The sequence below is a fragment of the Microbacterium sp. As-52 genome (assembly GCF_049949185.1).
GTDB lineage: Bacteria > Actinomycetota > Actinomycetes > Actinomycetales > Microbacteriaceae > Microbacterium > Microbacterium maritypicum_A.
The window spans coordinates 746,137-772,207 of sequence record NZ_CP188171.1 but is presented as its reverse complement, the minus strand read 5'-3'; the positions used below and the strand labels follow the sequence as shown (position 1 = coordinate 772,207).

General features: G+C 68.8%; 20 protein-coding genes. 14 read left to right on the top strand and 6 right to left on the bottom strand.

Features of this window, described 5'->3' with window-relative positions:
* The first annotated feature begins 34 nt into the window (after positions 1–34).
* The 3 genes from ACLFA2_RS03680 to ACLFA2_RS03670 all read left to right on the top strand — a co-directional run bounded on the left by ACLFA2_RS03680 (position 35) and on the right by ACLFA2_RS03670 (position 6,828).
* Positions 35–1,150 carry a GuaB3 family IMP dehydrogenase-related protein gene (locus ACLFA2_RS03680; protein ID WP_021198895.1) on the top strand — a complete coding sequence of 372 codons (1,116 nt, stop codon included), beginning with the start codon at positions 35–37 and terminating at the stop codon, positions 1,148–1,150.
* Positions 1,151–1,209: 59 nt separating this feature from the next.
* Positions 1,210–1,971 (top strand): SURF1 family protein, encoded by a 762-nt coding sequence (locus ACLFA2_RS03675; protein ID WP_297557013.1) that lies wholly within the window; start codon positions 1,210–1,212, stop codon positions 1,969–1,971.
* 267 nt (positions 1,972–2,238) lie between these two features.
* Positions 2,239–6,828, top strand: coding sequence for an ExeM/NucH family extracellular endonuclease (locus tag ACLFA2_RS03670; RefSeq protein WP_426622059.1), 4,590 nt, complete (start codon positions 2,239–2,241; stop codon positions 6,826–6,828).
* A 70-nt stretch (positions 6,829–6,898) separates the two neighbouring features.
* Here ACLFA2_RS03670 and ACLFA2_RS03665 read toward each other — a convergent pair whose 3' ends face one another.
* Positions 6,899–7,522: a glyoxalase gene (locus ACLFA2_RS03665; RefSeq protein ID WP_029266983.1), complete on the bottom strand. Its 624-nt coding sequence runs from the start codon at positions 7,520–7,522 to the stop codon at positions 6,899–6,901.
* A 120-nt stretch (positions 7,523–7,642) separates the two neighbouring features.
* On the opposite strand from ACLFA2_RS03665, the gene ACLFA2_RS03660 reads away from it, so the two are divergent.
* The 3 genes from ACLFA2_RS03660 to ACLFA2_RS03650 are packed head-to-tail and all read left to right on the top strand — an operon-like array spanning position 7,643 to position 11,135.
* The gene (locus ACLFA2_RS03660; protein WP_021198891.1) at positions 7,643–8,155 is read left to right on the top strand and encodes a DUF3817 domain-containing protein; all 513 of its coding nucleotides are present in this window, start codon (positions 7,643–7,645) and stop codon (positions 8,153–8,155) included.
* Positions 8,152–9,738: a glutamine-hydrolyzing GMP synthase gene (gene guaA, locus ACLFA2_RS03655; protein ID WP_021198890.1), complete on the top strand. Its 1,587-nt coding sequence runs from the start codon at positions 8,152–8,154 to the stop codon at positions 9,736–9,738. Before ACLFA2_RS03660 ends, guaA begins: the two co-directional genes overlap by 4 nt.
* An 8-nt stretch (positions 9,739–9,746) precedes the next feature.
* Complete coding sequence (locus ACLFA2_RS03650) at positions 9,747–11,135, top strand: glycosyltransferase (RefSeq protein ID WP_021198889.1); 1,389 nt, start codon at positions 9,747–9,749, stop codon at positions 11,133–11,135.
* 120 nt (positions 11,136–11,255) lie between these two features.
* Here ACLFA2_RS03650 and ACLFA2_RS03645 read toward each other — a convergent pair whose 3' ends face one another.
* Positions 11,256–11,921 carry a DNA alkylation repair protein gene (locus ACLFA2_RS03645; RefSeq protein WP_426622058.1) on the bottom strand — a complete coding sequence of 222 codons (666 nt, stop codon included), beginning with the start codon at positions 11,919–11,921 and terminating at the stop codon, positions 11,256–11,258.
* 130 nt (positions 11,922–12,051) lie between these two features.
* Between ACLFA2_RS03645 and ACLFA2_RS03640 the strand changes: the two genes are divergently transcribed.
* Together ACLFA2_RS03640 and ACLFA2_RS03635 are read left to right on the top strand one after the other, a co-directional pair.
* Positions 12,052–12,480, top strand: a complete 429-nt coding sequence (locus ACLFA2_RS03640; protein WP_029258591.1) for a YciI family protein — start codon at positions 12,052–12,054, stop codon at positions 12,478–12,480.
* A gap of 24 nt (positions 12,481–12,504) precedes the next feature.
* Positions 12,505–13,803 (top strand): RNA polymerase sigma factor, encoded by a 1,299-nt coding sequence (locus tag ACLFA2_RS03635; RefSeq protein WP_426622057.1) that lies wholly within the window; start codon positions 12,505–12,507, stop codon positions 13,801–13,803.
* Positions 13,804–13,882: 79 nt separating this feature from the next.
* Here ACLFA2_RS03635 and ACLFA2_RS03630 read toward each other — a convergent pair whose 3' ends face one another.
* Together ACLFA2_RS03630 and ACLFA2_RS03625 are read right to left on the bottom strand one after the other, a co-directional pair.
* A complete protein-coding gene (locus ACLFA2_RS03630; RefSeq protein WP_021198885.1) occupies positions 13,883–14,155 on the bottom strand; it encodes a GlsB/YeaQ/YmgE family stress response membrane protein in 273 nt (90 codons plus the stop codon).
* Between the two features lie 168 nt (positions 14,156–14,323).
* Entirely contained in the window at positions 14,324–15,250 is a 927-nt protein-coding gene (locus tag ACLFA2_RS03625) for a Bax inhibitor-1/YccA family protein (RefSeq protein ID WP_021198884.1), read from the bottom strand.
* Positions 15,251–15,341: 91 nt separating this feature from the next.
* On the opposite strand from ACLFA2_RS03625, the gene ACLFA2_RS03620 reads away from it, so the two are divergent.
* On the top strand, positions 15,342–16,328 hold the full coding sequence (locus ACLFA2_RS03620; RefSeq protein ID WP_426622056.1) for a glycerophosphodiester phosphodiesterase family protein: 987 nt from the start codon (positions 15,342–15,344) through the stop codon (positions 16,326–16,328).
* Positions 16,329–16,351: 23 nt separating this feature from the next.
* Here the strand turns inward: ACLFA2_RS03620 and ACLFA2_RS03615 are convergent, their stop codons facing one another.
* Positions 16,352–16,813 carry a hemerythrin domain-containing protein gene (locus ACLFA2_RS03615; RefSeq protein WP_426622055.1) on the bottom strand — a complete coding sequence of 154 codons (462 nt, stop codon included), beginning with the start codon at positions 16,811–16,813 and terminating at the stop codon, positions 16,352–16,354.
* 69 nt (positions 16,814–16,882) lie between these two features.
* Complete coding sequence (locus tag ACLFA2_RS03610) at positions 16,883–17,281, bottom strand: YccF domain-containing protein (RefSeq protein WP_021198881.1); 399 nt, start codon at positions 17,279–17,281, stop codon at positions 16,883–16,885.
* A gap of 89 nt (positions 17,282–17,370) precedes the next feature.
* On the opposite strand from ACLFA2_RS03610, the gene ACLFA2_RS03605 reads away from it, so the two are divergent.
* The 5 genes from ACLFA2_RS03605 (at position 17,371) to ACLFA2_RS03585 (ending at position 26,062) form a co-directional block, all read left to right on the top strand.
* Complete coding sequence (locus tag ACLFA2_RS03605) at positions 17,371–18,330, top strand: ABC transporter ATP-binding protein (protein WP_426622054.1); 960 nt, start codon at positions 17,371–17,373, stop codon at positions 18,328–18,330.
* Complete coding sequence (locus ACLFA2_RS03600; RefSeq protein ID WP_426622053.1) at positions 18,327–19,346, top strand: ABC transporter permease; 1,020 nt, start codon at positions 18,327–18,329, stop codon at positions 19,344–19,346. The genes ACLFA2_RS03605 and ACLFA2_RS03600 overlap by 4 nt, the downstream gene beginning before the upstream one ends.
* Positions 19,347–19,608: 262 nt before the next feature.
* Positions 19,609–22,725: a lamin tail domain-containing protein gene (locus tag ACLFA2_RS03595; protein ID WP_426622052.1), complete on the top strand. Its 3,117-nt coding sequence runs from the start codon at positions 19,609–19,611 to the stop codon at positions 22,723–22,725.
* A 161-nt stretch (positions 22,726–22,886) separates the two neighbouring features.
* Complete coding sequence (locus tag ACLFA2_RS03590; RefSeq protein WP_426622051.1) at positions 22,887–23,498, top strand: LysE family translocator; 612 nt, start codon at positions 22,887–22,889, stop codon at positions 23,496–23,498.
* Between the two features lie 89 nt (positions 23,499–23,587).
* On the top strand, positions 23,588–26,062 hold the full coding sequence (locus ACLFA2_RS03585; RefSeq protein ID WP_426622050.1) for an ATP-dependent helicase: 2,475 nt from the start codon (positions 23,588–23,590) through the stop codon (positions 26,060–26,062).
* Positions 26,063–26,071: the final 9 nt, after the last annotated feature.

Below are 26,071 nucleotides of genomic sequence, written 5' to 3'. Positions count from 1 at the left end.
CCGTCCGGCCGCCGGGTAGGCTGGTGGGGTGACCATGGAGATCGAGCTCGGCCGAGGAAAGCGTGCACGCCGCGCGTACACGTTCGATGACATCGCGGTGGTGCCCTCGCGGCGCACGCGCAACCCGGAGGACGTGTCCACCGCCTGGACGATCGACGCCTTCGGCTTCGAGATCCCGGTGCTCGGCGCGCCGATGGACTCGGTCGTGAGCCCGCAGACCGCGATCATGCTCGGTCAGCTCGGCGGACTCGGGGTCCTCGACCTCGAGGGCCTGTGGACGCGTTACGAGAACCCCGAGCCGCTGCTCGCGGAGATCGCGGGTCTCGACGATGCCGGGGCCACGGTGCGGATGCAGGAGCTGTACTCCGAGCCGATCAAGCCCGAGCTCATCACCCGTCGCCTCGCCGAGGTCCGCGAAGCGGGCGTCACGGTCGCAGGGTCCCTCACCCCGCAGCGCACTCAGGAGTACTACGACACCGTCGCCGCCGCCGGCGTCGACCTCTTCGTGATCCGCGGCACCACGGTGTCGGCCGAGCACGTGTCGAGTGTCGCAGAGCCCCTCAACCTCAAGAAGTTCATCTACGACCTCGACGTGCCCGTCATCGTCGGCGGTGCCGCGACCTACACCGCGGCCCTCCACCTGATGCGCACGGGCGCCGCCGGTGTGCTCGTCGGCTTCGGCGGGGGAGCGGCGTCGACCACGCGCGCCACCCTCGGCATCCACGCGCCGATGGCGACGGCAGTCTCCGACGTCGCCGCCGCTCGCCGTGACTACCTCGACGAGTCCGGCGGACGCTACGTGCACGTGATCGCCGACGGCGGCGTGGGCACGTCCGGCGACATCGTCAAGGCTCTCGCGATGGGCGCCGACGCGGTCATGCTCGGCGTCGCGCTCGCCCGTGCCACCGACGCACCCGGCCACGGTTTCCACTGGGGGCCCGAGGCGCATCACCCCAAGCTGCCGCGCGGCCACCGTGTCGAGGTCGGCGGCATCGGCACGCTCGAAGAGATCCTCTACGGCCCGGCGCCCGTGGCAGACGGCACCGCGAACCTCATCGGTGCGCTGCGCAAGTCGATGGCGACCACCGGATACTCCGACCTCAAGGAGTTCCAGCGGGTCGAGGTCGTGCTCGCACCGTACGAGGCCTGAGGGTCCTGCGCTCCACCGTGACCACTCCTGCTCTGTTCCCCCCGACTCTCCGCGAGGTCATGCTGCGGGGACGCTGGATCGGGATGCTCCTGCTCTGCCTCCTCGTCGCCGGGGTCTTCGCCTGGCTCGGACAGTGGCAGCTGGAGCGCGCGATCGAGACCGATCCGCCCGCTCCCGGTGCCACCGAGCAGGTCCAGCAGCTCACCGACGTCCTCGAGCCGGGCGCCTATCTGCCCGAGCCGCTCGTGGGTCAGCGGGTCGAGACCACCGGCACCTGGGTTCCCGGGGACTTCATCGTGGTGTCGAGCCGCTTCAACGACGATGTCGAGGGCTACTGGGTCACCGGTCAGCTGCGGGTCGCCGAGCGCACCTCCATCGCCGTCGCGATCGGCTGGGCTCCCGATCAGCAGACGGCTGACGCGGCCGTGGAAGAACTGGAAGCCGGCGCCGACGGCTCCGAGGTCGACGTCACCGGACGCATCATCTCGGACGAGGGCCCCCGTGTGCCGCCGCACTCCGATCCGCAGCGGCTGGATCGCATGTCGCCGGCCGCGCTCCTCAGCCGTTGGCACGATGTCGAGGAGCTCGACGTCTACCGTCCCTACCTCGCCTCGACCACGGCGACGGCAGGATTGGTCGACATCTCCTCGCCGGCACCCGATGAGATGTCTCCCGTCAACTGGCTCAACGTCTTCTACGCGGTCGAGTGGGCGATCTTCGCAGGCTTCGCGTTCTATCTCTGGTATCGCCTCGCGAAGGATGCCTGGGAGCGCGAGGTCGAGGAGTTCGAGGACGAGGCGCAGGGCGGCACCACCGCCTGATCTCACGCGCATCCGCGCGCGTTCTGATGCGCAATTGTGCGCCATCGTGTGTGGGTAGTGACCTTCGTCAGGGGTCGTTCCGGCCATCCGGTGATCGCTCGATGACGAATCGGAAAACTCCGTTGAGGATGTCCGGACCGCTCCGTATGCTCGCAACCATGTGAGCACGCTGGGAGTTTCCCCTGTGTGCCGTGACAGTCCTGAGAAGTGTCGAACCCGACCGAGGAGACCGCACCGATGATGTCCGCTCCAGACGAGGGGAACCGCATGGCTCCCGTCTCGCACCGTAGAAGTCGAGGGCGCATCGGCGCTCTCGCCGTGACCTGTGTCGCCGCGCTGAGCCTCGGCTCGCTGGCCGCCGTTCCCGCCACCGCCGACACCTCGGGCACAGGGGTGGTGATCAACGAGGTGTATCTCTCCGGCGGCAGCGCGGGAGCGGCGTTCAAGAACAAGTTCGTCGAGCTGTACAACCCCACCTCGGCTCCGATCACCCTCGACGGCATGTCGCTGCAGTACCGCTCGGCGAACGGGACGGCCGCGTTCAACGGCGTGGCTCCGCTCACCGGCGTCATCCCCGCCGGCGGCTACTACCTGGTGCAGGGCAACAGCAACGGCGCGAACGGTGCCGAGCTGCCCGCACCGGATGCCGTCAGCACCCTGACCCCGAGCGGGACCAACGGTACGCTCGCGCTCGTCGAGGGCACCGCGGCCGTGAGCCTCACGCCGGGCTCGGCCGTCGGCGTCGACGGCGTCGTCGACCTGCTGGGCTACGGCACCTCGAACACCTTCGAGGGCACGGCGGCCACCGCGCCCTCCGGCAACACCGACGTCAAGTCGCTCAACCGCACGGGCGGCGTCGACACCGACGTCAACAGCGCCGACTTCACGCTCTCGCCCACGATCACCCCGCAGAACTCCGGCGACACCGACCCTGGCACCGGTCCGGGCACGGATCCGACCACGGCCACCATCGCCGAGGTCCAGGGCACGACCGACGTCTCGCCGCTGAACGGGCAGACCGTGCAGGTCGAGGGCGTGGTCACTGCCGACTACCGCACCGGCGGCTACAAGGGCATCGTCATCCAGACCCAGGGCTCCGGCGGCGCGACCGACGCGACGCCCGGTGCCTCGGATGGCGTCTTCGTCTTCCTGAACGCGCTGAACCCGACCCTCGCGATCGGCGACCTCGTCTCGGTGACGGGCTCTGTGAGCGAGTACTTCGGACAGACGCAGATCAACCCGGCCGCGGCCGCCGACGTCTCCGTCGTCACGGCAGGCGTCGGTGTTCCCGCCGTCACACCGCTGCCCGCCGCGGTGCAGGGAGCCGACCGCGAGCAGTTCGAGAACATGTACGTGGCTCCGGAGGGGACCTACCGTCTCGCCTCCAGCCACCAGCTCTTCAACTTCGGCACGCTCTGGCTGAATGCCGGTGACGCACTCGCCGTGAAGAGCACCGAGACCACGCGTCCCGGTGCCGAGGCTGCCGCGATCGCCGCGGCGAACCGGGCGAACCGCATCCTGCTGGACGACGGCTGGTCGATCCAGGTGTCCAACAGCGGCCACCCCGGCGAGCAGCCCTACTTCACGAAGGACACGGTGGTCCGCAACGGCGACACCGTCGACTTCGGCGACAACGGCTACGTGCTGCAGTGGGGCTTCAACGATTGGCGCCTGCAGCCGGTCGTGCCGATCGACGACTCCTCGTCGGCCGACCTCAAGGTCGGCTTCGAGGCGACGAACCCGCGCACGGACAGCGCGCCGTCCGTGGGCGGCGACGTCCAGGTCGCGTCCTTCAACGTCTACAACTACTTCACGACGTTGAAGAGCGAGAACTCCAACGCCCGAGGTGCGGCGAACGCGGCGCAGTTCGCGATCCAGAAGTCCAAGATCGTCGCGGCGATCAACGGGCTCGACGCCGAGATCGTCTCGCTCATGGAGATCGAGAACTCGGTCAAGCTGGGCAAGCCCATCGACACCGCCCTCAAGGACCTCGTCGCCGGCCTCAACGCCGACGCCGGCAGCGACGTGTGGGGCTACGTGCCCACTCCCGCCGCCTTGAACAACGCGGCGACGACCGACTTCATCACCAACGCGATCATCTACAAGAAGGATGCGGTCAAGCGGGTCGGAGACAGCGTCACCGTCACCGACGAGACCGTGTGGGGCAACGCCCGCGAGCCGATCGCGCAGGCGTTCGACATCGACGGCCGCGTCGTCACCGTCGTCGCGAACCACCTGAAGTCGAAGTCGCCGCCCGAGGGAGCAGGAGCGGAGCCGGCCGACGGACAGGGCTTCTTCAACGCCGACCGCGTGAAGCAGGCGAACGCCATCCTCGCCTTCACCGACCAGCTCGAGCAGACGACCGGCAGCGGCGACATGCTGCTGATCGGCGACTTCAACGCCTACGGCAAGGAAGATCCGATCGACGTGTTCACCTCGAACGGGTGGAGCGACCTGGTCGCCGACAAGGCCTCCGGCCAGTACACGTACTCGTTCGACGGCGAGCTCGGCTCGCTCGACCACGTGATCGCGTCGCCGTCGCTCGCCTCGTCGATCACCGGTGCGGGCGTGTGGGGCATCAACTCCCCGGAATGGAGCGACCGCGGCTACGCGTTCGGCGCCACCGAGCAGGGAACGCCCTACCGCTCCAGCGACCACGACCCCATCATCGTCGGCGTCTCCTCGGAGATCCCGCCGGTGAGCATCGACGTCGTCACGGTCAACGACTTCCACGGTCGGATCGAGGCCGACGGCGCTGCGGCGGGTGCGGCGGTCCTGGCCGGTGCGGTCAAGCAGTTCCGTGAGGCGAACCCGAACACGATCTTCGCCGGTGCCGGCGACCTGATCGGCGCGTCGACGTTCACCTCGTTCATCAACGACGACAACCCCACGATCAACGCGCTCAACGCGGCCGGCCTCGACGTCAGTGCGGCGGGCAACCACGAGTTCGATCAGGGCTGGGAAGACCTGCGTGATCGCGTGCAGGAGCGCGCGGACTGGGAGTACATCTCCTCGAACGTGTTCGTCACGGAGACCGGCGAGCCCGCGCTCGCACCGGCCTGGGTGAAGGAGCTCGACGGCGTGCGGGTCGGCTTCGTCGGTGCGGTCACCGAAGACCTCGATTCGCTCGTCTCGCCCGAGGGCATCAAGGACCTCGAGGTCCGCAGCATCGTCGATTCCGTGAACGCGGTGGCCGACGACCTGCGCGACGGCGATGAGTCCAACGGCGAGGCGGATGTCGTCATCCTGCTCGTGCACGAAGGCGCGTCCAGCGTCGAGCTCTCCAGCATCACGCCGGACTCGCCCCTCGGCGAGATCGTCTACGGGGTCGATGACGACGTGGACGCCATCGTGTCGGCGCACACCCACCTCGCCTACAACCACGTGATCGACGGCCGCCCGGTCGTCTCCGCGGGGCAGTATGGCGAGAACCTGGGCCTGATGAACATCAAGGTCGACCCGAAGACGAAGGACCTGATCTCGATCACCAACGAGATCAAGCCCCTCACCGCTGCGGGCAAGCCGCTCTACCCGGCCGTCCCCGAGGTCGCGGACATCGTGGCCAAGGCGAAGGCCGAGGCCGATGTGCTGGGTGCGATCAAGGTCGGCGACATCACGGCCGACTTCAACCGCGCGCGTCAGACGAACGGATCCGAGAACCGCGGTGGCGAGTCCACCATAGGAAACTTCGTCGCCGATGTGCAGAAGTGGTCCACGGGCGCTGATGTGGCGATCATGAACCCGGGCGGCATCCGGGCGAACCTCACGTACGCATCGGCCGGCGCGTCCGACCCCGACGGCAACGTCACCTACCGTGAGGCGGCGACGGTCCAGCCGTTCGCCAACACGCTCGTGACGCTGACGCTCACGGGGGCGCAGCTGAAGGGCGTGCTCGAGGAGCAGTGGCAGCCGGCAGGCTCGGCTCGTCCGTTCCTGAAGCTCGGAGTCTCGAAGGGATTGGTCTACACCTACGATCCCGCCGCAGCGCAGGGTTCGCGGATCACCTCGATCACCCTCGACGGTGCCCCGCTCGATCCGGCGAAGAACTACACGGTCGCCGCCAACTCGTTCCTCGCGGCCGGTGGAGACAACTTCTTCACCTTCAAGGAGGGCACGGGCAAGCGTGACACCGGCAAGGTCGACCTGCAGTCCATGGTCGACTGGTTCGACGCGAACAAGACCGCGAGCCCCGACTACGCCCAGCGCGCGGTCGGTGTGGCGGTCAGCCCCGCGGATGCCGACGGCTACAGCGCCGGCGACCAGGTGACCGTGTCGCTCTCCTCGCTGGCCTTCAGCGCGGGCGAACCGGCTCCGGGTGAGGTGTCGCTGTCGCTCGGCGGCACGCAGCTCGCGGCCGGTGCGGTCGACCCGGCGGTCGTCGACACCACCGACGAGGGCGGGCGCGCCAGCCTGACCTTCACGGTTCCGTCCGGTGTCTTCGGCGAGCAGGTGCTCACCGTGAACGTCGCCGGTACCGGAACCACGGTGCAGGTGCCGTTCACGATCGCGGGAGAAGCCGAGTTCGCCGGCACGATCGCCCTCGGCTCGTCCAAGGTGACCGCGGGCAAGAGCCTCAAGGTCACCGGTGAGGGCTACGTGCCCGGCGAGACCGTGTCGATCGAGCTGCGCCCGAAGAAGGGCAAGCCGGTGCAGGTCGGCACCGTCCAGGTCGGCGCCGACGGTACGTTCAGCACCTCGGTCACCGTGCCGAAGAGCGCCCCGTCGGGCAAGTACACCGTGGCGGCGTCGCAGGCCGATGGAGACGCGGCGACCGCCACGGTCACCGTCAACCGTGCCGGCGGCATCATCGGTGCGATCCTCGACTGGCTCTGGGAGTTGCTGACCCGGTGGTTCTGATCGGGTAGGGGATGACACAGGCGAAGGCCGTCGGGACTCTCCCGGCGGCCTTCGCCACGTCGTCCGGGATTCAGGCGTCGACTGCGACGGGAGCCCACACGAATCCGTCGGGGTCGACCGCAGCGCCGAGCACGCCGTTGACCGTGATCCGATGCGAGCCGGATCCTTCGGCGGGCACGCCCGCGTCCTTCGCGAGGGATGCGTGCCGGTACAGGCCGAGGCCGATCGGGCCGGCTCCGGTGTCGAACTGCACATAGCTGCGGCCGAAGCTCTTGCCGACCGGGATGCCGCGCTCCGTGTAGAAGGTCTTCGATGCGACGACGTCGTCCGCTCCGAGCAGGAGGATGATCTCGTCGACCGTCCGGCTCGGGGGAGCGGTGTCCTTCTTCGCCGAGGTCGCGACCTTCCATATAGCGCCGTCCGGGGCCTGGATCGTGCCGCCGACGCCCCACAGCGACTTCGACACGGGCTTGATCACCGTGGCGCCGGCGGTGACCGCGGCATCCACGAGTGCACGCACATTCGCAGGCTGGGAGACGACGAGCGACAGGGTGTAGCCGCGGAAGCCGGTGGTGTCGGCATCCGCGGTGCGGAATCGCAGGCGATCGCCGAGGTCGAACGCGTGCGCGTAGAACGAGCGGGCGGCGTCCACGTCGGGGACGTCGAGGGTGAGGGAATCGATCGTGGTGTTCATGTCGACGACGCTACGAGCGCGTCTTCCCGCGTGCTTCTCGATTCCTGACCGATGCGCAGCGCTCTCTCCGCACGATGGTGCCCGGATTCGACACGATTTCCCGGCGGCTAGACTGGACGCATGCCCGAACCGAAAGTCGCCAGCTTTCCGGCGATCCGCGGTGCGCTGAAGTTCTACCAGATCGCGTCGATCATCACAGGAGTCATGCTGCTCCTGCTGCTGACCGAGATGGTGCTCAAGTACACGCCGATCCACCTCGAGCTCTTCATGGGAGGCTCCGGAGGACCGCTCTGGTTCGCCGGCGTGCTCGCCGGGCCCGACTGCCAGTGGTGGTCGCTGTTCGCCCCGATGACCAACTCCTGCGAGATGACCTCGCTGGGCGACGGATTCAACCTGTCGCTGTTCATCCTCGTGGCGCACGGTTGGTTCTACGTCGTCTACCTCTTCGCGTGCTTCCGCATGTGGAGCCTGATGCGCTGGCGGTTCCCGCGCTTCATCCTGCTCGCGCTCGGCGGCGTCGTGCCGCTGCTGTCGTTCTTCATGGAGGCCGTCGTCGCCCGTGAAGTCAAGACCTATCTCGCCACCAGAGAGGCCGCCGAGGCCTCCGCCCCCGCCCCGGAAGGTGTCCGTTGACCGAACAGTCCGAGACCCAGCAGCGTCCTGCGCTCGTCGTCGACTTCGGCGCGCAGTACGCGCAGCTGATCGCCCGCCGCGTCCGCGAGGCGGGTGTGTACAGCGAGATCGTGCCGCACACCGCCACGGCTGAGGAGATCGCCGCCAAGAACCCGGTCGCGATCATCCTCTCCGGAGGCCCCTCGTCGGTGTACGAGGAGGGAGCGCCGAAGCTGGACCCGGCGGTCTTCGACCTCGGGGTGCCGACCCTCGGCATCTGCTACGGCTTCCAGTACATGGCCCAGACGCTGGGCGGCGAGGTCGCGAACACCGGTCTGCGCGAGTACGGCGCCACGGATGCCGTGATCACCGGCGACGGCGGGACGCTGCTCGGCGGTCAGCCGGCCGAGCAGAACGTCTGGATGAGCCACGGCGACCAGGTCGCCAAGGCCCCCGAGGGCTTCGACGTGCTCGCGACGACGGATGCGACCAAGGTCGCAGCGTTCGCGAACGAGGAGCGCGGCTTCTACGGCGTGCAGTGGCACCCCGAGGTCAAGCACTCGGACCACGGTCAGCGCGTGCTCGAGAACTTCCTGCACAAGGGCGCGGGCCTCGCGTCCGACTGGAACAGCGGCAACGTGATCGCCGAGCAGATCGAGCGCATCCGCGAGCAGGTGGGCGACGCTCGGGTCATCTCCGCGCTCTCCGGCGGTGTCGACTCCGCCGTCTCCACGGCACTGGTGCACAAGGCCATCGGCGACCAGCTCACCGCGGTCTTCGTCGATCACGGCCTCCTCCGCAAGGGCGAGCGCGAGCAGGTCGAGAAGGATTACGTCGAGTCCACCGGCGTGCGTCTGATCACGGTCGACGCGGCAGAGACCTTCCTCGGCCACCTCCAGGGGGTGACCGACCCGGAAGAGAAGCGCAAGATCATCGGACGCGAGTTCATCCGTGCGTTCGAGAAGGTGCAGCTCGACCTGGTCGCCGAGGCCAAGGCTTCGGGCGGCGCTCCCGTGAAGTTCCTCGTGCAGGGCACGCTCTACCCCGACGTCGTCGAGTCCGGCGGTGGTGCGGGCACGGCGAACATCAAGTCGCACCACAACGTGGGCGGCCTTCCCGACGACCTCGACTTCGAGCTGATCGAGCCGCTGCGCGCCCTGTTCAAGGACGAGGTCCGCGCGATCGGTCGCGAGCTCGGCATCCCCGAGGCGATCGTCGGACGCCAGCCGTTTCCGGGGCCCGGCCTCGGTATCCGGATCATCGGTGAGGTCACCGCTGACCGTCTCGAGATTCTGCGTGAGGCCGACGCCATCGCCCGCGAGGAGCTGACCAAGGCCGGCCTCGACCAGGAGATCTGGCAGTGCCCCGTCGTGCTGCTCGCCGACGTGCGCTCGGTGGGTGTGCAGGGCGACGGCCGCACCTACGGCCACCCGATCGTGCTGCGCCCGGTGTCGAGCGAAGACGCCATGACCGCCGACTGGACGCGTCTGCCGTATGACGTGCTGTCGAAGATCTCGAACCGCATCACGAACGGCGTGCGCGACGTCAACCGCGTCGTGCTCGATGTCACGTCGAAGCCGCCGGGAACGATCGAGTGGGAGTAGGGAGCGCCATGCTCCCCGGTGCGGCGCCGGTGCTTCCCGACGCCGAGTACGTGGTGCTGTCCAGTCGGTTGATCCCGGGCATGGACGGCGGCTACACGATCGCGACGCTCACACGTGCCCGGCAGCTCGCCGAGGCCGGGGTCGCGGAGGGGGCGGGTCCGCAGCTGCTCACGTTCGACCCGGGAACGGCTGCCGATCATGCCGCGCAACGTCGGACGTTCGCGGAGCAGGGGGCGCTCGTCGACCCCTCACGCATGCGCAACCTGTTCGACGAGGCCACGGATTCCGGTGGGGGAGCGGCCGATTGGCTGCGCGCTGCCGCCGACCCCGCGGTGACCGCCGACCCCGACGTCGAGTACCGCGTGCTGACGGATGTCGACGGCCGGCCGTTCGCCGCGCTACCGATCATCCCCGGCAATCCGGACTGGCATCTGACCGAGGAACCCGTTCTCGTCCACGACGCCGCAGGCGAGGTGGTCGGGGCGCTGCACGGGTTCCGCGGGCTCTACCGGGCCTGGCTCGAGCACGTCGCGGACGCGTTCGGTGATCGTCTCATCGTCGTGATCTGCGAATCCCGGCAGCTCGGCGAGCTCATCGCCGACTGGTCCGATCCGCGTGTGCGCATCGTCCACCCGATCCACACCATGCACGTGGAGGCGCCGTACACCCCGGATGCTCCGATGAACACGCTCTGGACGCGCTGGTTCCGGCTGACCGACCGTTTCGACGCCGTCATCTGGCCGACCACCACCCAGCGCGACGATGTCGTGGCGCGTTTCGGCTCCGCGGCTTCTCATGTCGTGGTGCCGAACCCGATCGCCCCGGTGGAGCATCGGGACGACCTCCGCGAAGACGGGCTCGTCGTCGTGCTCGGTCGTCTCGCGCCAGGCAAGCGCATCGATCAGGCGATCCGGGCGTTCCTCGCCGCGGACGTCGCCGGAACCCGGATGGAGATCTGGGGCGGCGGGCCCGAAGAGGATCGGCTGCGCGCGCTGATCGAGGAGCTCGGCGCGGGGGACCGCGTGCTGCTCGCGGGTTACACCGATTCGCCCGGCACCGTGCTCGATCGGGCGTCGATGATCGTCACGGCCACCGCCTTCGAGGGCCAGCCGTTGTCGATCGTCGAGGCACTCCTGCATGGGACCCCTGTCGTGTCATACGACGCCCGCTACGGCATCCGTGACGTGCTGGAACAGGGCGGTGGCGTCCTGGTCCCGAGCGGCGACGTCGAGGCGCTGGGCGAGGCGATCCGCGCGCTGCTGACCGACCCCGATCGGCTCGCGGCGCTGAGCGCCGAGGCCCCGTCGGTTGCTGCGGCCTGGAGCCCGCAGCGTTCGCTCGACGCCCTGACCGCGGCGATCGCCGACGTCGCCGCGCGCCCGTCCCGTCGCGTCTGACCGCGTCGCCTGACCGCGTCGCCTGACCGCGTCGCCTGACCGCTCCGGCTGACCGCTCCGGTCGCACTTTCTGTCGCCTCACGGCGGCCCGCGCGGCAGGAACTGCGACCGGAGCGTGATCTAGAGCAGCTTGAGCGCCTCGCGGCGAGAGAGCGGCGGCAGCTCGTGCGACTCGACGAAGGCTCGCACCCACGCCGGGTCGGTCTTGCCGAGCTCGCGCAGCGCCCAGCCGATGGCCTTGCGGATGAAGAACTCGGTGTCGGCGAGGTTCGGTTCGATCACAGTGGCGAGCAGCTCGCGATCGGTGGCACCTCTGCGTCCGAGCTGGGAGATGATGCTCGCCCGGCGCACCCAGAAGTCGTCGTCGCGCGACCACGTCCGCAGCACCGGCGTCATCTCGGCAGGGTGCGCATCGAGCGTCTCGGTGAGCCGATGCGAGACCTCGTCGACGTGATCCCACCACGCTCCTGTGCGGATCATCTCCTCATGCACATCGAGCATGTCGAGTCGGGCTCGCACCGGACGCAGAGCCATCAGAGCACTGGCGGCGTAGCGCTCCTCGCGAAATGCCGCCTCCCGCCACAGCACGAGTGCCGTACCGCGCAACACCGCCGTGTCCGTCACCTCGCGCGCGAGCCCACGCGTCACGGCTCGCACCCCGGGAACACGTACGCCGAGGAAGGGCAGCGCCGACTTCATGTACGCCTGCTGCGCGGGTGCCAGCTCCGGATCGGCCTCATCACGGAGCGCGGATCGGATGCTCTGTACGAGGTCTGCGGCGGTCACGGGAGCGAGTCTACGACCGCCCCGAGAAGTTCTTCAGAAAGAATTCCGGGATGATGTCGATCCGAGTCGTTCCCGTTCGACGTCATTGATGAGAGGGTCGAGAGACGGCCCTTCGAACAAGGAGAACATCATGAAGTTCATGCTCATCATGCGCGCGACCGACGAGGCCGTCGAGGCCTACAAGGACATGCCCTTCGAGCAGGTCATCGAGGCCATGGGCAAGTACAACGAGTCGATGATCAAGGCCGGAGTGCTCGTCGCGGGCGAGGGCCTGACCGATGCGGCCGAGGGTTTCGTGGTCGACTTCAGCACCGAGAAGCCGCTCATCACCGACGGCCCCTACGGCGAGACGAAGGAGTTGTTCAACGGTTTCTGGATCATCGAGGTCCCCACGCGCGAAGAGGCGGCGGAGTGGGCGAGTCGCGCACCTCTCGGACGTGGGTCGTACCTCGAGGTGCGTCGCGTGACCGGCGTCGAGGACTTCCCGGCGGACAACGAGTGGATCCAGAAGGAAGAGGGCTGGCGCGAGGAAGCAGCTCAGCGCGCGGCACGGCAGTGATGGCACGGCAGTGATGGCACAGCGGTGACGGACTCTTCCCCACACAGCGAGACGGCGCGTTCCGCTCCCGATACCGGGTCTGCGGAGCGCGCCGTCGCCGCCGTGTGGCGCATCGAGTCCGCCCGCATCGTCGGAGCTCTGACGCGTATGGTCGGTGACTTCGGCCTCGCGGAGGACCTGGCTCAGGAGGCGCTGGTGGATGCGTTGCGGCAGTGGCCGGTCGACGGCGTCCCGCGCAAGGCCGGGGCCTGGCTGACCGCGGTCGCGAAACGCAAGGCCATCGATCGGTGGCGTCGACAGGAACGTCTGGACGAGCGGGTCGCCCTTCTCGCACACGACCTGGAGCAGGAGCAGCGGGAGGGGCGAGACCTGCTGTGGGATCCGGACGCCGTCGATGATGACGTGCTGCGCCTGATCTTCATCTCCTGCCACCCTGTGCTCTCGAAAGAGGCGCAGGTCGCCCTGACGCTGCGGGTGGTGGGTGGGCTTTCCAGCGAGGAGATCGCCCGCGCGTTCCTCGTGCCGACCGCCACCGTGCAGCAGCGCATCGTGCGGGCGAAGAAGACGCTCTCCGCCGCCAACGTCCCGTTCGAGGTGCCTTCGCGCGAGGAGCGTGCGCCGCGCATCGGTGCGATCCTCGGCGTGCTGTATCTGATCTTCAACGAGGCCCACGCCGCGAGCAGCGGACCCGACTGGATGCGCCCCGAGCTGAGTGACGAGGCCATCCGTCTCGGGCGCGTGCTCGCCGCGCTGATGCCGCAGGAACCCGAGGTGCACGGCCTGCTGGCGCTGATGGAGCTGACGGCCGCGCGGTTCGGGGCGCGCGTGGATCGACACGGCGACCCGGTGCTGCTGGCCGATCAGGACCGTCGGCGCTGGGATCGTGGCCGCATCTCGCTTGGACGTGCATCGCTGGCGACCGCCGATGCTCTCGGACGCGGGCGCGGTGCCTACGGGCTGCAGGCGGCGATCGCCGAGTGCCATGCCGTGGCGGCGTCTGTCGAGGAGACCGACTGGGAACGGATCGTGCTGCTCTACGAGGCGCTCGGGCGGCTCTCTCTGTCGCCGGTGGTCGAGCTCAACCGAGCGGCTGCGGTGGCGATGGCGACCGGGCCGGCGTCCGCTCTGCTCATCATCGACCAGCTGTCGAGTTCGGGCGCTTTGCGCGGCTACCACCTGCTGCCCGCGACGCGCGGCGAACTGTTGCGTCGGCTCGGGCGCGAGGAGGAAGCCCGGAGCGAGTTCATCGTCGCCGCCGGACTCGCCGGCAATGGTCGGGAGAGATCGCTGCTGGAGCGGAAGGCACGAGGGGCACAGAAATGACCCGCCCCCTTCGGGTGCACGAGGCATCCGAAGGGGACGGGCATCAGGGTGACGCGCGTGGCGTCGACGGCGGATGCCGTCAGCTGCGCGCCTTCTGGCCGCGACCGGCGATCAGGCCGTAGATCAAGAGCACGATGATGGAACCGGCGATGGCGAGGAGCCAGGTGCCGAGGTCCCAGAACTCGGTGAGCGGACGGTTGAGGATCAGACTGCCGAGCCAGCCGCCGAGCAGCGCGCCCACGACGCCGAGGAGCAGCGTGATGAACCAGCCGCCGCCCTGCTTGCCGGGAAGGATCAGCTTGGCGATGGCTCCGGCGATGAGGCCGAGAAGAAGAAAGCCGAGAAAACTCATGGTCAGCTCCTGTGGATCGGGAGCCCCGGGGTGCCGGGGCTTCTGGTATCCAGAGTGCCGACATCGCTGCTCGCGTGCCAACCCCTTGCGCACACATGCCTGGATGTGCGAAGAGGCCCGCCTCCCCAGGGGAGTCGGGCCTCTCGACGCGGTCGGATCGGTTCGCGGTCAGTTGTTGCCGCGGACGATCGCGATGATGCGCAGGATCTCGACGTAGAGCCAGACGACCGTGACCATGATGCCGAAGGCGCCGAGCCAGCCGTACTTGCGGGGAGCACCGTTGCGGACGCCCTGCTGGATCTGATCGAAGTCGAGCACGAGCGAGTACGCCGCCATGATGACGACGAGCACGCCGATGATGACACCGAGCGGGATGCCGAAGATGTTGGCGCTCAGCAGGCCGAAGGCCTGGCCCTGGGGCAGCACTCCGGTCCACATGAGGACCAGGTTCAGCAGCGAGAAGACCAGGTAGCCGATCATCGCGATCATGAAGATCTTCGTCGCCTTCTTCGACGCGCGGATCTTGCCGCTCGCGAAGAGAGCCAGGGTCACCCCGACGACCGAGACGGTCGCGAGCGTCGCCTGGAAGACGATGCCGGGGTAGATGACCTCGAAGAACGCCGAGATGCCACCGATGAAGAGGCCCTCGAACGCCGCGTAGGCGAAGATCAGCGCGGGCCGGACCTTCTTGCGCGACGTGAAGGTGATGACCATCGCGAGCACGAAGCCGCCGAGCGCGCCGACGATCCACGGCAGCATGCTGACGGGCGCGGGGTTGTACGGGTCATATCGCGGCACGTCCAGGCCGCCGAGGGTCAGCACCCAGCCGATCGCGGCGGTGACGAGCAGGATGCCGAACAGGCCGGCCGTCTTCCAGACCGTGTCCTCGACCGACATGCGGTCGGTCTCGATCGCTCCGGCCGGCGGGGCGGCGTACATGCCCTCGAGCTGTGCGTTGGCCGCAGCGTCCATCGCCCCGTGCTGGAGCGAGGCGTTCTGCGCGCCCTGGGCAGCCTGAGGTCCGCCCGGGTACGTCGCGACGTTGCGCGGGTCCTGCTGCTGGAAAGCAGGGTTGTTGAAAGCGAAGTTGCTCATTGGTGGGCCTCACTCCAAAAGGGGGGTAGTAGGTCTCTTTCCTCCACGATACTCGGGAGGGCGCATCGCCGGGGTGTTCTACGCTGAGAGCGTGCCCAGGAAATCACCCCTCGTCATCGGGCACCGCGGTGCGCCCGGCTATCGCCCGGAGCACAGCCGCTCCTCCTATGAGCTCGCTCTCGCCATGGGGGTGGATGCGGTCGAACCCGACGTCGTGGCGACCAAGGACGGCGTGCTCATCGTGCGGCACGAGAACGAGATCTCGGGCACGACCGACGTCGCGGAACATCCGGAGTTCGCCGACCGCAAGACGACGAAGCGCGTCGACGGGCAGGCGCTGACGGGATGGTTCAGCGAGGACTTCACGTGGGACGAGTTGTCGACCCTGCGCATCCGGGAGCGGCTGCCCGAGGTGCGGGCCTCGAGCGCGAGCTTCGACGGCGCCCAGCAGATCCTGCGCCTGCGCGATGTGCTCGACATCGTGCGCGACGGATCGGCGGAGCATGGACGCGAGGTCGGCGTGGTGCTCGAGGTCAAGCACGCCACGTACTTCGCGAGCATCGGCCTGGACCTGGCCCCCCTCATCGACCGCGAGCTGCGCGACGCCGGATGGGCCGAGGGGGAGCTGCCGCTGGTGATCGAGTGCTTCGAGTCGACCGTGCTCGGGCAGCTGCGGGAACGCGGGATCTCCGCGTCGTACATCTACCTGATCGAGGCATCGGGGCGTCCGTACGACCTCCTGGTGGCCGAGGGCAAACATGCTCTCACCTACGAGGAGACCGTCGCCCCGAAAGGACTCGACGCCCTCGTCGGACAGGTCGACGGCATCAGCGTGAGCAAGAAGATGCTGCTCGACCGGGGCAACACGATCGTCGCGGATGCGCATGCACGAGGTCTGCAGGTCTTCACGTGGACGTGTCGGCCGGAGAACGCCTTCCTCGCGGCGGAATTCCGTGGTCCGGGCGGGCGCGGCGCCTACGGCGACTACGAGGCGGAGTGGGGCGTCATCGCACGTCAGGGCGTGGACGGCGTGTTCGTCGATCATCCGGATCTGGGCGTCGCCTTCTTCCGCAGTTGACGCGGTCGCGCAGGTCCGCGTCGTCAGAGCGGTCCGAGCACGCTCTTCACGTCGCCCTCGAGCACGAGGGCGCGCAGGGGCTCGAGGATCTCGCGTTCCTCGAAGCGGAAGTGTGACTCCATGATCGCGGCGATCCCGTCGAGATGACCGCCGATCGCGGTCGCATCGTCGCCGCGCTCGGCTGCACCGCGCAGCGAGGCGAGCAGGTGGGCGAGCATCGAGTGGTCCTGCATCAGCTTGTCGATGATCCCGCCGAGCTCCGGATGCTCCGCGCGCAGAGCAGGGAAGAGCTGCCGATCCTCGGCGCCGTGGTGGCCGTCGAGGGCGGCGCAGAATCCGACGCAGTAGAGCACGAGTTCCGATGCGGCATCGGGGACGTCCGTGCCGTGGTCGAGGGCGTCGCGCGTGGCGGCGAGCGCGGCACGCAGACGCGAATGCGCCGATCGGAGCTCCTGATCCCACGCGATCAGACGGGCGGCATCCATCGGGCCAGTGTAGAGGGGCCGGTGCAGAGCGGGCCGGTGTGGATGGGGCCGGTGTCGGCGGACTCCCGCTCAGAGGGTGCGGTCGAAGGCACCGCGGCGGGTGGAGACGATCTCCTTGCCCAGCGGCATGAGCGAGATCGGGACCATCTTGAAGTCGGCGATGCCCATCGGGATGCCGATGATCGTGATGCAGAGCAGGATTCCGGACACGATGTGTCCGATCGCGAGCCACCAGCCGGCCAGGATCACCCACAGCACGTTGCCGAGGAACGACCCGACACCCGCGGTGGGCTTGCTGATGACCTCGCGGCCGAACGGCCAGATCGCGTAGGCGGCGATGCGGAACGAGGCGATCGCCCAGGGGATCGTGATGATCGGGATGCACAGCAGGATGCCGGCGAGGACGTACCCGAGGAACAGGGCCCAGCCGGCGAGGATGACCCAGATGATGTTGAGGATCGTGCGCATGAGCTGATTGTGTCACCCCTCTGCGGCCGGGCCTGAGCATCCGCCCCGAGGTCCCGGAGGCGACGGACTCCGGATGCCAGACTGACCGCATGACCGGAATCGTGGTGCAAGACGTCAGCAGAGCGTTCGGGACGGTGCAGGCGGTGAGGGGCGCCACTCTCCGAGCCGAGCCCGGCCGCGTCACCGGCCTCGTGGGGCCGAACGGAGCAGGCAAGACCACTCTGCTGCTGATGCTCGCCTCCCTCCTCGCTCCCGACACCGGGACGATCAGCATCGGAGGCGTCGACCCCTCCGTCGATCCGCTCGCCGCACGACGCCTGCTCGGATGGATGCCGGACGCTCTCGGTGCGTGGCCGTCGCTCACCGCACGGGAGACCATCGTCACGACCGCCCGCCTGTACGGCATCGAGAAGCCGCAGGCCGCGGTCCGTGCGGAGCAGCTGCTCGCCCTCGTCGGGCTGACCGAACTCGCCGACTCCCCGGCCAAGGTGCTGTCGCGAGGGCAGAAGCAGAAGCTGGGCCTGGCACGCGCGTTGGTGAACGACCCGCAGGTGCTGCTCCTCGACGAACCGGCTTCCGGTCTCGATCCGGAGGCGCGGGTGCAGCTGCGGGTGCTGCTGCGCCGTTTCGCGGCGGAGGGGCGCACCGTGCTGATCTCGAGCCACATCCTCTCGGAGCTCGAAGAGGTCGTCGACGGCGCGGTCTTCCTCGTCGCCGGTGCCGTCGTCGATGCCGCACCGGCGCGGAGCATGCTGCGCGCGTGGCGGGTGCGTCTCGCCGGTGCGACCGAGGATCGGATGAAGGCCGATGCCTGGCAGGTGGCCTCGAATCTCGGTATCGCCCCCGAATCCCTCTCGCAGGATCGTGGAGCGGTGCTCGTCGGATTCGAGGGAGAGGATGCCGCAGCACAGGCCCTTCGGCATCTGATCGAGGCGGGGCTCCCGGTCGTGGAGTTCGCTCCGGCGCAGAACCAGCTGGAGCACACGTTCCTGAACCTGCATCATGCGACACCACCCCAGGCATCCACCGGAACGGAGGCGGGCGCATGAGCCTCGCGAACATCGGCATCATCGCCCGACTCGAACTGACCCAGCGCCTGCGCAGCGTGGGCTGGTATGTGCTGCTCGGGGTCTTCGCCCTAGTGCTGCTCGGCGTCACGGGGCTCTCGTTCGCCGTGTACTCCTGGGGCGATGCGGTCGGTGCCGGCGTCTACTCGATCGTCGTCAACATCGTGCTGCTGCTGGTCGTGCTGGTGTCGCCGACGCTCAGCGGCAACGCGATCAACGGGGATCGCGATGCCGCGACGCTCGCCGCCGTGCAGGTGACCGCCGCATCGACCGGCGACATCATGCTCGGCAAGCTCGTCGCGGCCGTGGCCACCGGCGGCGCCTTCCTGGTGGTCGCGGTGCCGTTCCTGGCCCTGTCGTTGCTGGGCGGGGGAGCGAACCCGGCCGTGCTGCTCGTCTCCCTGCTCGTGCTCGCGGCCGAGATCATCATCGTGGCCGCGATCGGAGTGGGATTGAGCGGACTCATCGCGCGTCCGCTGTTCTCGGTCGCGACGACGTACCTGGTCGTCGCCGCGCTCGTGTTCGGAACGCTCATCGTGTTCGGACTCGGCGGCATGGCGGTGCGCAGCGAAGCGACCGTGTACTCGCGCCCGTACGACGCGAACGGCACGCCGGACTGTGATCGCTGGGAGGTGAACAGCACCCAGGATGTGCCTCGGTTCGATCTGGTGTGGTGGACGCTCGCCGCGAACCCGTTCGTCGTGCTCGCCGACGCGACCCCGACCGAGTACGCGACGGGGGGTTATCCCGTCGACATGTTCGGTCAGATCAAGTACGGATTGCGCAGCGCGCAGCTCTCGCCGTTGGAACAGCGCTGGGACGAGTGCGACCCCGGCGGCGGGTACCGCACACCCCAAGAGGTGATCGACTCGACGGTGCCGAGCTGGTTCGTCGGCCTGGGGGTGCAGGTCGTCATCGCGGGTTCGCTGTTCGCGGGGGCATGGGCGCGCACGCGGACGCCGGCTCGCCGTCTGCCCCCGGGCACGCGCATCGCCTGAGGCTCTTCCCCTCGGGCACGTTCCGGTCGCACCACCCGCCGTTCCGGACGCTCTGATGCGGCGGCAAGTGCGACCGGGGACGGGAACCGGTCGCGGCGAAGACGTGAGCAGCGGATGGCCACCTCCCGTTCATCTGCCGTGCACTCGGCGGATCCTCTGCGGCCACGCGGGGTCGGTGGTCTGGGCGGGTACCCGACTGAGTCCCCCTCCGGTCCGGCCCCGCACCCTGGGGTCTGCCGGCCCAGCCACCCAGGAGTCCTCCATGCCCCGCCTGCACCGTGCAGCGGCGGTCACGGCGGTGTGCGCCTTGAGCGCCGCCGCCCTGCTCGCCACTCCCCTCGCCGCGATCGGCGCCGACCCCGGCATCCGCCCGTCCGTGGCGACGTCGAACGCTCCGAGTCTCGTCCTGAACGAGATCGTCTACGACGACGCGGCGACCGGCCTCGCCGACCAGGTCGAGATCTACAACGCCGGGACCGAGGTGGTCGATCTCGCGGGGTGGAAGATCGCGGACGAGAAGCGCGACACCTTCGGCGCGGCCCCGGAAGGCACGTCGCTCGCCCCGGGGGAGTTCCTGGTGCTGGTGAAGGACGTCGACTTCGCGTTCGGGCTCGGCAAGGGCGACGAGGTCGTGCTCTTCGACCCGGACGGCACCGAGGTCGACTCCTATGCGTATGCGAACACCGCGCCGCTGTCGGTGTGGGCGCGCTGCCCTGACGGCACGGGTGCCTGGGCGCCGGCGACGCAGGTGACGCCCGGCGCTGCGAACGATTGCGAGGTTGCTCCTGTCGCCGGTTCCATCGTGATCAACGAGGTCGACTCGCAGCCGGCCGACTGGGTGGAGTTCTACAACCCCGGCACCGCTGCGCTCGACATCTCGGGCTACGAGATCCGGGACAATTCGGACGATCACCGCTGGCAGTTCCTCCCGGGAACGCAGATCGGCGCGGGACAGTTCCTCGTGGTCGAAGAGGGTACGGTCGGGGTCTCCGGAGGCGTCGAGGCCGCATTCCGCGAGCCGATCGGCATCGGCAGCGCCGACCGCATCCGCCTCTACGACACCTCGGGCGCGATGATCGACGACACGCTCCCGTGGCAGGGGCACGCGGCGATCGACGGCGACTTCGCCGCGGCCACCCTGGCGCGCTGCCCTGACGGCGTCGGCTCCTTCGTGCTCGCGCACCCGACCCCGGGCGCCACGAACTCGTGCGTCATGCCCGACGTCGTGATCAACGAGATCGAGTCGAACGGCGACACCACAGATTGGGTCGAGGTCGTCAACACCGGCAGCACGGCGGTGGATCTCTCCGGCTGGACCGTGATGGACAGCGACCCCGTCGGCCACGCCGGTGAAACCACTCCGTTGCCCGCAGGCACGATCCTGCAGCCCGGAGGCTACTTCGTCTTCGACCAGCCGGCGAACTTCGTCTTCGGTCTCGGTAACGGCGATACCGTGTCGATCCGCGACGCGAACGGCAACACGGTCGATGAGCACGTGTACGCCGCGCATGCCGCAGGGGTCCTCGCCCGCTGCGCCGACGGCACCGGCGACTTCGTCGACATCGCGGTCTCGACCAAGGGGCTGCGCAACGCCTGCGGCAACCCCGTGCGCATCAACGAGGTCGAATCCGACGGCGGCTCGCCCGACGACTGGGTGGAGCTCGTGAACCCGACGAGCACGGCGCTCGATGTGTCGGGCATCGTGGTGAAGGACGACGACGACACCCACGCGTACGCGATCCCGGCCGGAACCCTCCTCGGCGCGGGGGAGTACCTCGTGATCGAGCGGGCGCAGTTCGGCTTCGGTCTCGGTGACGGCGATGCGGTGCGGGTGTTCGACGGCGACCTGCTCGTGGACGAGACCACTTGGGGCGCGGGCCACGCCGCGACCACCTGGGGTCGTTGCCCCGACACGACCGGCGCGTTCACCGTCACCGCAGCGCCCACGAAGGGCACCGCGAACGTGTGCCCCGGCGAGGTCGCCGTGTCGCCGTGGCCCGGCTCTGCCGAGGTGCGCGTGGTGGACGGCATCCCCACGTTCCTCGAGGACAGTTCGGGCCTCGACGTGCAGGAGACCGCCGACGGCGCCGTCCTCTGGGCTGTCGACAACGGTGAAGGCCGCATCTGGAAGCTCGATGCGCACGCCGACGGCTCGGTCGAGAAGGCGGAAGGGTGGGATGCGGGCAAGCGCGTGCGCTTCCAGAAGGACGCCGCGAACCCGGGAGCCGCGGGCCCCGACACCGAAGGCATCACAGTCGACGGAAACGGCTTCGTCTACGTGGCGTCCGAACGCGACAACAGCGCCAAGGGCGTGAACCAGAACGTGGTGCTGAGGGTCGACCCCGAGGCCTCGGACGGCGATCTCGTCGCCCAGCAGGAATGGGATCTGACCGCGTTGCTTCCTGCCGTCGGGGCGAACCTCGGCATGGAGGCCGTGCAGTGGGTGCCGGATGCCGCGCTCGCCGGAAAGCTCTTCGATGACAGGACGGGTGCGGCGTACGACCCGAGGGACTACGCCGGTCACGGTGACGGGCTGTTCTTCGTCGCGGTCGAGGACAACGGTCACGTCTACGCATTCGCCCTCGGGGCCGACGGCTCCGCGACGCTCGTGTCGGAGATCGCTCCCGGTCTCACCGGAGTCATGGCGCTCGACTACGACACCGTGCGCAACACCCTGTGGGCCGTGTGCGACGACGGCTGCCAGGGCCGCTCCGCCGAGATCACGCTGAACGGCACCGGGCAGCCGAGCCTCGTGCACTACGCCCGCCCTGCCGGGATGCCCGACATCAACAACGAGGGCTTCGCGACCGCGCCGGCCTCGCTGTCGGTCGACGGACAGCGCCCGGTGTGGTGGTTCGCCGACGGGTTCGCCTCCGAGGCGCTGCGCACGGGAACGCTGCCGGGAGTCGACGACGGCACCCCCGGCGGCGAGACCCCGCCGCTCCCGGGCACCGGCCTCGTCGACGACAATCGCCACGGTCTGACGGTGGACCCGTCGGTCGCGACCCGCGGGCAGAAGGTCACGATCACGGTCGGGGCCGGCGGCACGGGAACGGACGTGTCGGTGTGGATGTACTCCGACCCGACGCGGATCGCGTCGGGGACGCTCACGGACGCGGGCACCATCTCGGTGACCGTCCCGGCGGACGCTCCGCTCGGCGCGCACAGGATCGCGGTGTTCGACGCGAGCGGCGCGCTCCTCGGTTGGGCGGACCTCCGCGTCGCGGCGGGTAACGGGGCCGGGGCAGGGGCCGGGGCAGGGGCAGGGGCCGGTGGGCTGGCGACGACCGGTGCGGAACTCCCCGTCGCCGCCCTCGCACTGGCGCTGATGCTGCTCACCGCCGGTGCGGTGGCCGTGCGGCGCAAGCGCACGGCATGAGCCATGGGAGGGGGCGCGCGCGTGCGCTCGTGTGCGCCCTCCCATGGCCGGACGGTCACGTGCCCGCCGCTCCGCGTGGATCTGCAATGGAGGATGCGCGCGGGCCCCGGCACCGCTAGACATGGGGGAGGCGCGGAAGGACCGCGCGCGGAGGGCCGTCGATGAGCATCGCATTCCTGCTGACCACCCTGGTGATCGTCGCGACGCCGGGGACCGGTGCCGTCTACTCGATAGCGGCGGGCATCTCGCGAGGACGCCGAGCGGGTGTCATCGCCGCGTTCGGCTGCGCCCTCGGTGTCATCCCGCACATGATCGCCGCGATCACGGGGCTCGCAGCGATCCTGAACGCCTCCGCGATCGCGTTCGAGACCATCAAGTGGCTCGGCATCGCCTATCTGCTGTTCCTCGCCTGGCAGACCATGAGGGACAAGTCGTTGATCCAGGCCGACGAGAGCGTCGCCCCGCTGTCGTCCTGGCGTGTGATCCGCACCGCTGTCCTCATCAACGTGCTCAATCCCAAGCTCACGATCTTCTTCTTCGCCTTCCTGCCCCAGTTCGTCCCGGCCCAGACGCCGAACGGCACCTGGCAGATGGTCGGGCTCAGCCTGGTGTTCATGGCGCTCACGTTCGTGGTCTTCGCGCTGTACGGCGTCTTCGCGGCCACCATGCGCGCCCAGGTGCTGGGGCGACCGAGGGTCATGACGTGGCTGCGCCGCTCCTTCGCCGCGACGTACGTGCTCCTGGCCGGACGTCTCGCGCTGGAGACCCGGTAGCCTGCTCGGGACGCCGCGTCGTGAGCAGGCCTCCGGACGGCGCGAGGCCGTGCCGCGGTGTCGGTGCCGACGCCTAGACTCATAGGGCCATGACCGAAGCTCCTCTCATCGTCCCCTCCACCGCCGGTCCTCGCTCGTCGGGAGCCCCGGGGCAGGACGATCTCCTCGCCGGCCTCAACCCTCAGCAGCTCGAGGCCGTCACCTACCGCGGCCCGGCGCTGCTCATCGTCGCGGGCGCCGGATCGGGCAAGACGAGCGTGCTCACCCGCCGCATCGCCTCGCTGTTGCGGGCCCGAGAGGCATGGCCGAGCCAGATCCTCGCGATCACGTTCACCAACAAGGCCGCGGGCGAGATGCGCGAGCGTGTCGAAGGGCTGATCGGCGATGCCGCCCGTGGCATGTGGATCTCCACGTTCCACTCCGCGTGCGTGCGCATCCTGCGTCGCGAGGCCGAGCAGTTCGGGTACACGAAGTCGTTCACCATCTACGATTCGGGCGATTCGCGGGCTCTCCTCAAGCGCCTGGTCAAAGAGCACGAGGCCGATGCCTACGGGCTCACACCCGCGTCCGTGCAGTCGCGCATCTCGAAGCTGAAGAACGAGCTGTCCGACGCCGAGTCGTATGCGCGTCAGGCCAACATGAGCGACCCGGCCGAGCGCGTCTTCGTCGAGGTCTTCGCCGACTACCAACGGCAGCTGCAGAAGGCCAACGCCTTCGACTTCGATGACCTCATCGGGCAGACCGTGTATCTGTTCCGGGCGTTCCCGCAGGTCGCCGACACCTACCGTCGTCGTTTCCGTCACATCCTGGTCGACGAGTACCAGGACACGAACCACGCGCAGTACTCGCTGATCCACGAGCTCACGCGCCCCGTGTCCGGTGCTGCCGGTGCCGCGCCGGATCCGTATGCCTCCAACGGCATGATGATCTTCGAGCCCGATCCCGCCCCCACCGCAGACGCCGGCGAACCCGGTGCCTCGCTCACCGTGGTCGGCGACTCCGATCAATCGATCTACGCGTTCCGTGGTGCGGACATCCGCAACATCAGCGAGTTCGAGCGTGACTTCCCCGGCGCCCGCGTCGTGCTGCTCGAGCAGAACTACCGCTCGACGCAGAACATCCTGACGGCGGCGAACGCGGTGATCGGCAACAACTTCGATCGCAAGGACAAGAAGCTCTGGAGCGACAAGGGCGACGGCGATCCCATCATCGGTTTCACCGGCTACTCGCAGCACGACGAGGCGCAGTTCGTGGCTGACGAGGTCGAGGCCCTGCACCGCGCCGGCATGCCCTACTCCGAGATGGCGGTGTTCTACCGCACCAACTCGCAGTCCCGTGCGCTGGAGGAGATCTTCATCCGCTCGGCGGTGCCGTACAAGATCATGGGCGGCACCAAGTTCTACGATCGCGCCGAGATCAAGGACGCGCTCGCCTATCTCGTCGCCGTCGCGAACCCGGCCGACGAGATGTCGGTGCGCCGCATCCTGAACAAGCCCAGGCGCGGCATCGGCGACGTCACGGAGACGGCCATCGCACGGTTCGCCGAGGAGCACGGGATCAGCTTCCGCGATGCACTGTCGATGCCGGGTCAGCTCGGGGTCGGGCCGAAGATCCAGACGGCGATCGGGCAGCTCGACGCGGTGCTCGCCGAAGCCGCCGCCATCCTGACCCCCGCGAGCGGCGAGCTGCCTCCCCCCACCGCGGTGGCCGACGGCCTGAGCCTGTTGCTGGGCAAGAGCGGATACCTCGACGCCCTGCGTGCGAGCCGCGACCCTCAGGACGAGGCGCGCGTGGAGAACCTCGACGAATTCGTCGCGGTGGCTCGTGATTTCGCGCGCAACAACCCGGAGGGCACGATCGTCGACTTCCTCACCGAGGTCGCTCTGGTCTCGGATGCCGATGACCTCGACGACGAGTCGGGCTCGGTCTCGCTCATGACCATGCACACGGCGAAGGGCCTGGAGTACGACGCCGTGTTCGTCACGGGCGTCGAGGAAGATCTCATCCCGCACCGCATCTCGGCCGGCGAGCCCGGGGGACCGCAGGAGGAACGCCGTCTCTTCTACGTGGGCATCACGCGTGCGCGCAAGCGTCTGCACCTCTCTCTCGCGATGACGAGGGCGCAGTTCGGCGAGGTCACGGTCGCGATGCCCAGCCGCTTCCTGCAGGAGATCCCGGCGGGCCTGATCGACTGGCGACAGTCTCCGGGCGACGTGAACTCGCGCGGGGGGATGCAGTCGCGCGCACTGAACGCGCGTCGCCAGGGCGGCTTCGGCGGCTCGGGCTCGGGCGATCGTTTCGCGGTGAAGTCGCTGCCGGGTCGAGACTCCCTGAAGCCGCTGTCGACGGCGATGGACAAGTTCCCCAACCGGGTCACGGCCAAGATGCGCGACAACGGTGATCTCGAGCTCGCCGCCGGCGACCGCATCCGTCACGTCGACTTCGGCGAAGGGCGGGTGGATGCGGTGACGGGCGAGGGTGCCAAGCGCATCGCTCACGTGCGATTCGACTCGGCGGGGCAGAAGAAGCTCCTCATCAAGGTCGCGCCGATCGAGAAGATCTAGCCCACCGCA

Bases quoted from the DNA above. Each gene is read 5' to 3' on its own strand.
- ACLFA2_RS03680 (WP_021198895.1), top strand. From the start codon at position 35: ATGGAGATCGAGCTCGGCCGAGGAAAGCGTGCACGCCGCGCGTACACG.
- ACLFA2_RS03675 (WP_297557013.1), top strand. From the start codon at position 1,210: ATGCTGCGGGGACGCTGGATCGGGATGCTCCTGCTCTGCCTCCTCGTC.
- ACLFA2_RS03670 (WP_426622059.1), top strand. From the start codon at position 2,239: ATGGCTCCCGTCTCGCACCGTAGAAGTCGAGGGCGCATCGGCGCTCTC.
- ACLFA2_RS03665 (WP_029266983.1), bottom strand. From the start codon at position 7,522: ATGAACACCACGATCGATTCCCTCACCCTCGACGTCCCCGACGTGGAC.
- ACLFA2_RS03660 (WP_021198891.1), top strand. From the start codon at position 7,643: ATGCCCGAACCGAAAGTCGCCAGCTTTCCGGCGATCCGCGGTGCGCTG.
- ACLFA2_RS03650 (WP_021198889.1), top strand. From the start codon at position 9,747: ATGCTCCCCGGTGCGGCGCCGGTGCTTCCCGACGCCGAGTACGTGGTG.
- ACLFA2_RS03640 (WP_029258591.1), top strand. From the start codon at position 12,052: ATGAAGTTCATGCTCATCATGCGCGCGACCGACGAGGCCGTCGAGGCC.
- ACLFA2_RS03630 (WP_021198885.1), bottom strand. From the start codon at position 14,155: ATGAGTTTTCTCGGCTTTCTTCTTCTCGGCCTCATCGCCGGAGCCATC.
- ACLFA2_RS03625 (WP_021198884.1), bottom strand. From the start codon at position 15,250: ATGAGCAACTTCGCTTTCAACAACCCTGCTTTCCAGCAGCAGGACCCG.
- ACLFA2_RS03615 (WP_426622055.1), bottom strand. From the start codon at position 16,813: ATGGATGCCGCCCGTCTGATCGCGTGGGATCAGGAGCTCCGATCGGCG.
- ACLFA2_RS03610 (WP_021198881.1), bottom strand. From the start codon at position 17,281: ATGCGCACGATCCTCAACATCATCTGGGTCATCCTCGCCGGCTGGGCC.
- ACLFA2_RS03605 (WP_426622054.1), top strand. From the start codon at position 17,371: ATGACCGGAATCGTGGTGCAAGACGTCAGCAGAGCGTTCGGGACGGTG.
- ACLFA2_RS03600 (WP_426622053.1), top strand. From the start codon at position 18,327: ATGAGCCTCGCGAACATCGGCATCATCGCCCGACTCGAACTGACCCAG.
- ACLFA2_RS03595 (WP_426622052.1), top strand. From the start codon at position 19,609: ATGCCCCGCCTGCACCGTGCAGCGGCGGTCACGGCGGTGTGCGCCTTG.
- ACLFA2_RS03590 (WP_426622051.1), top strand. From the start codon at position 22,887: ATGAGCATCGCATTCCTGCTGACCACCCTGGTGATCGTCGCGACGCCG.
- ACLFA2_RS03585 (WP_426622050.1), top strand. From the start codon at position 23,588: ATGACCGAAGCTCCTCTCATCGTCCCCTCCACCGCCGGTCCTCGCTCG.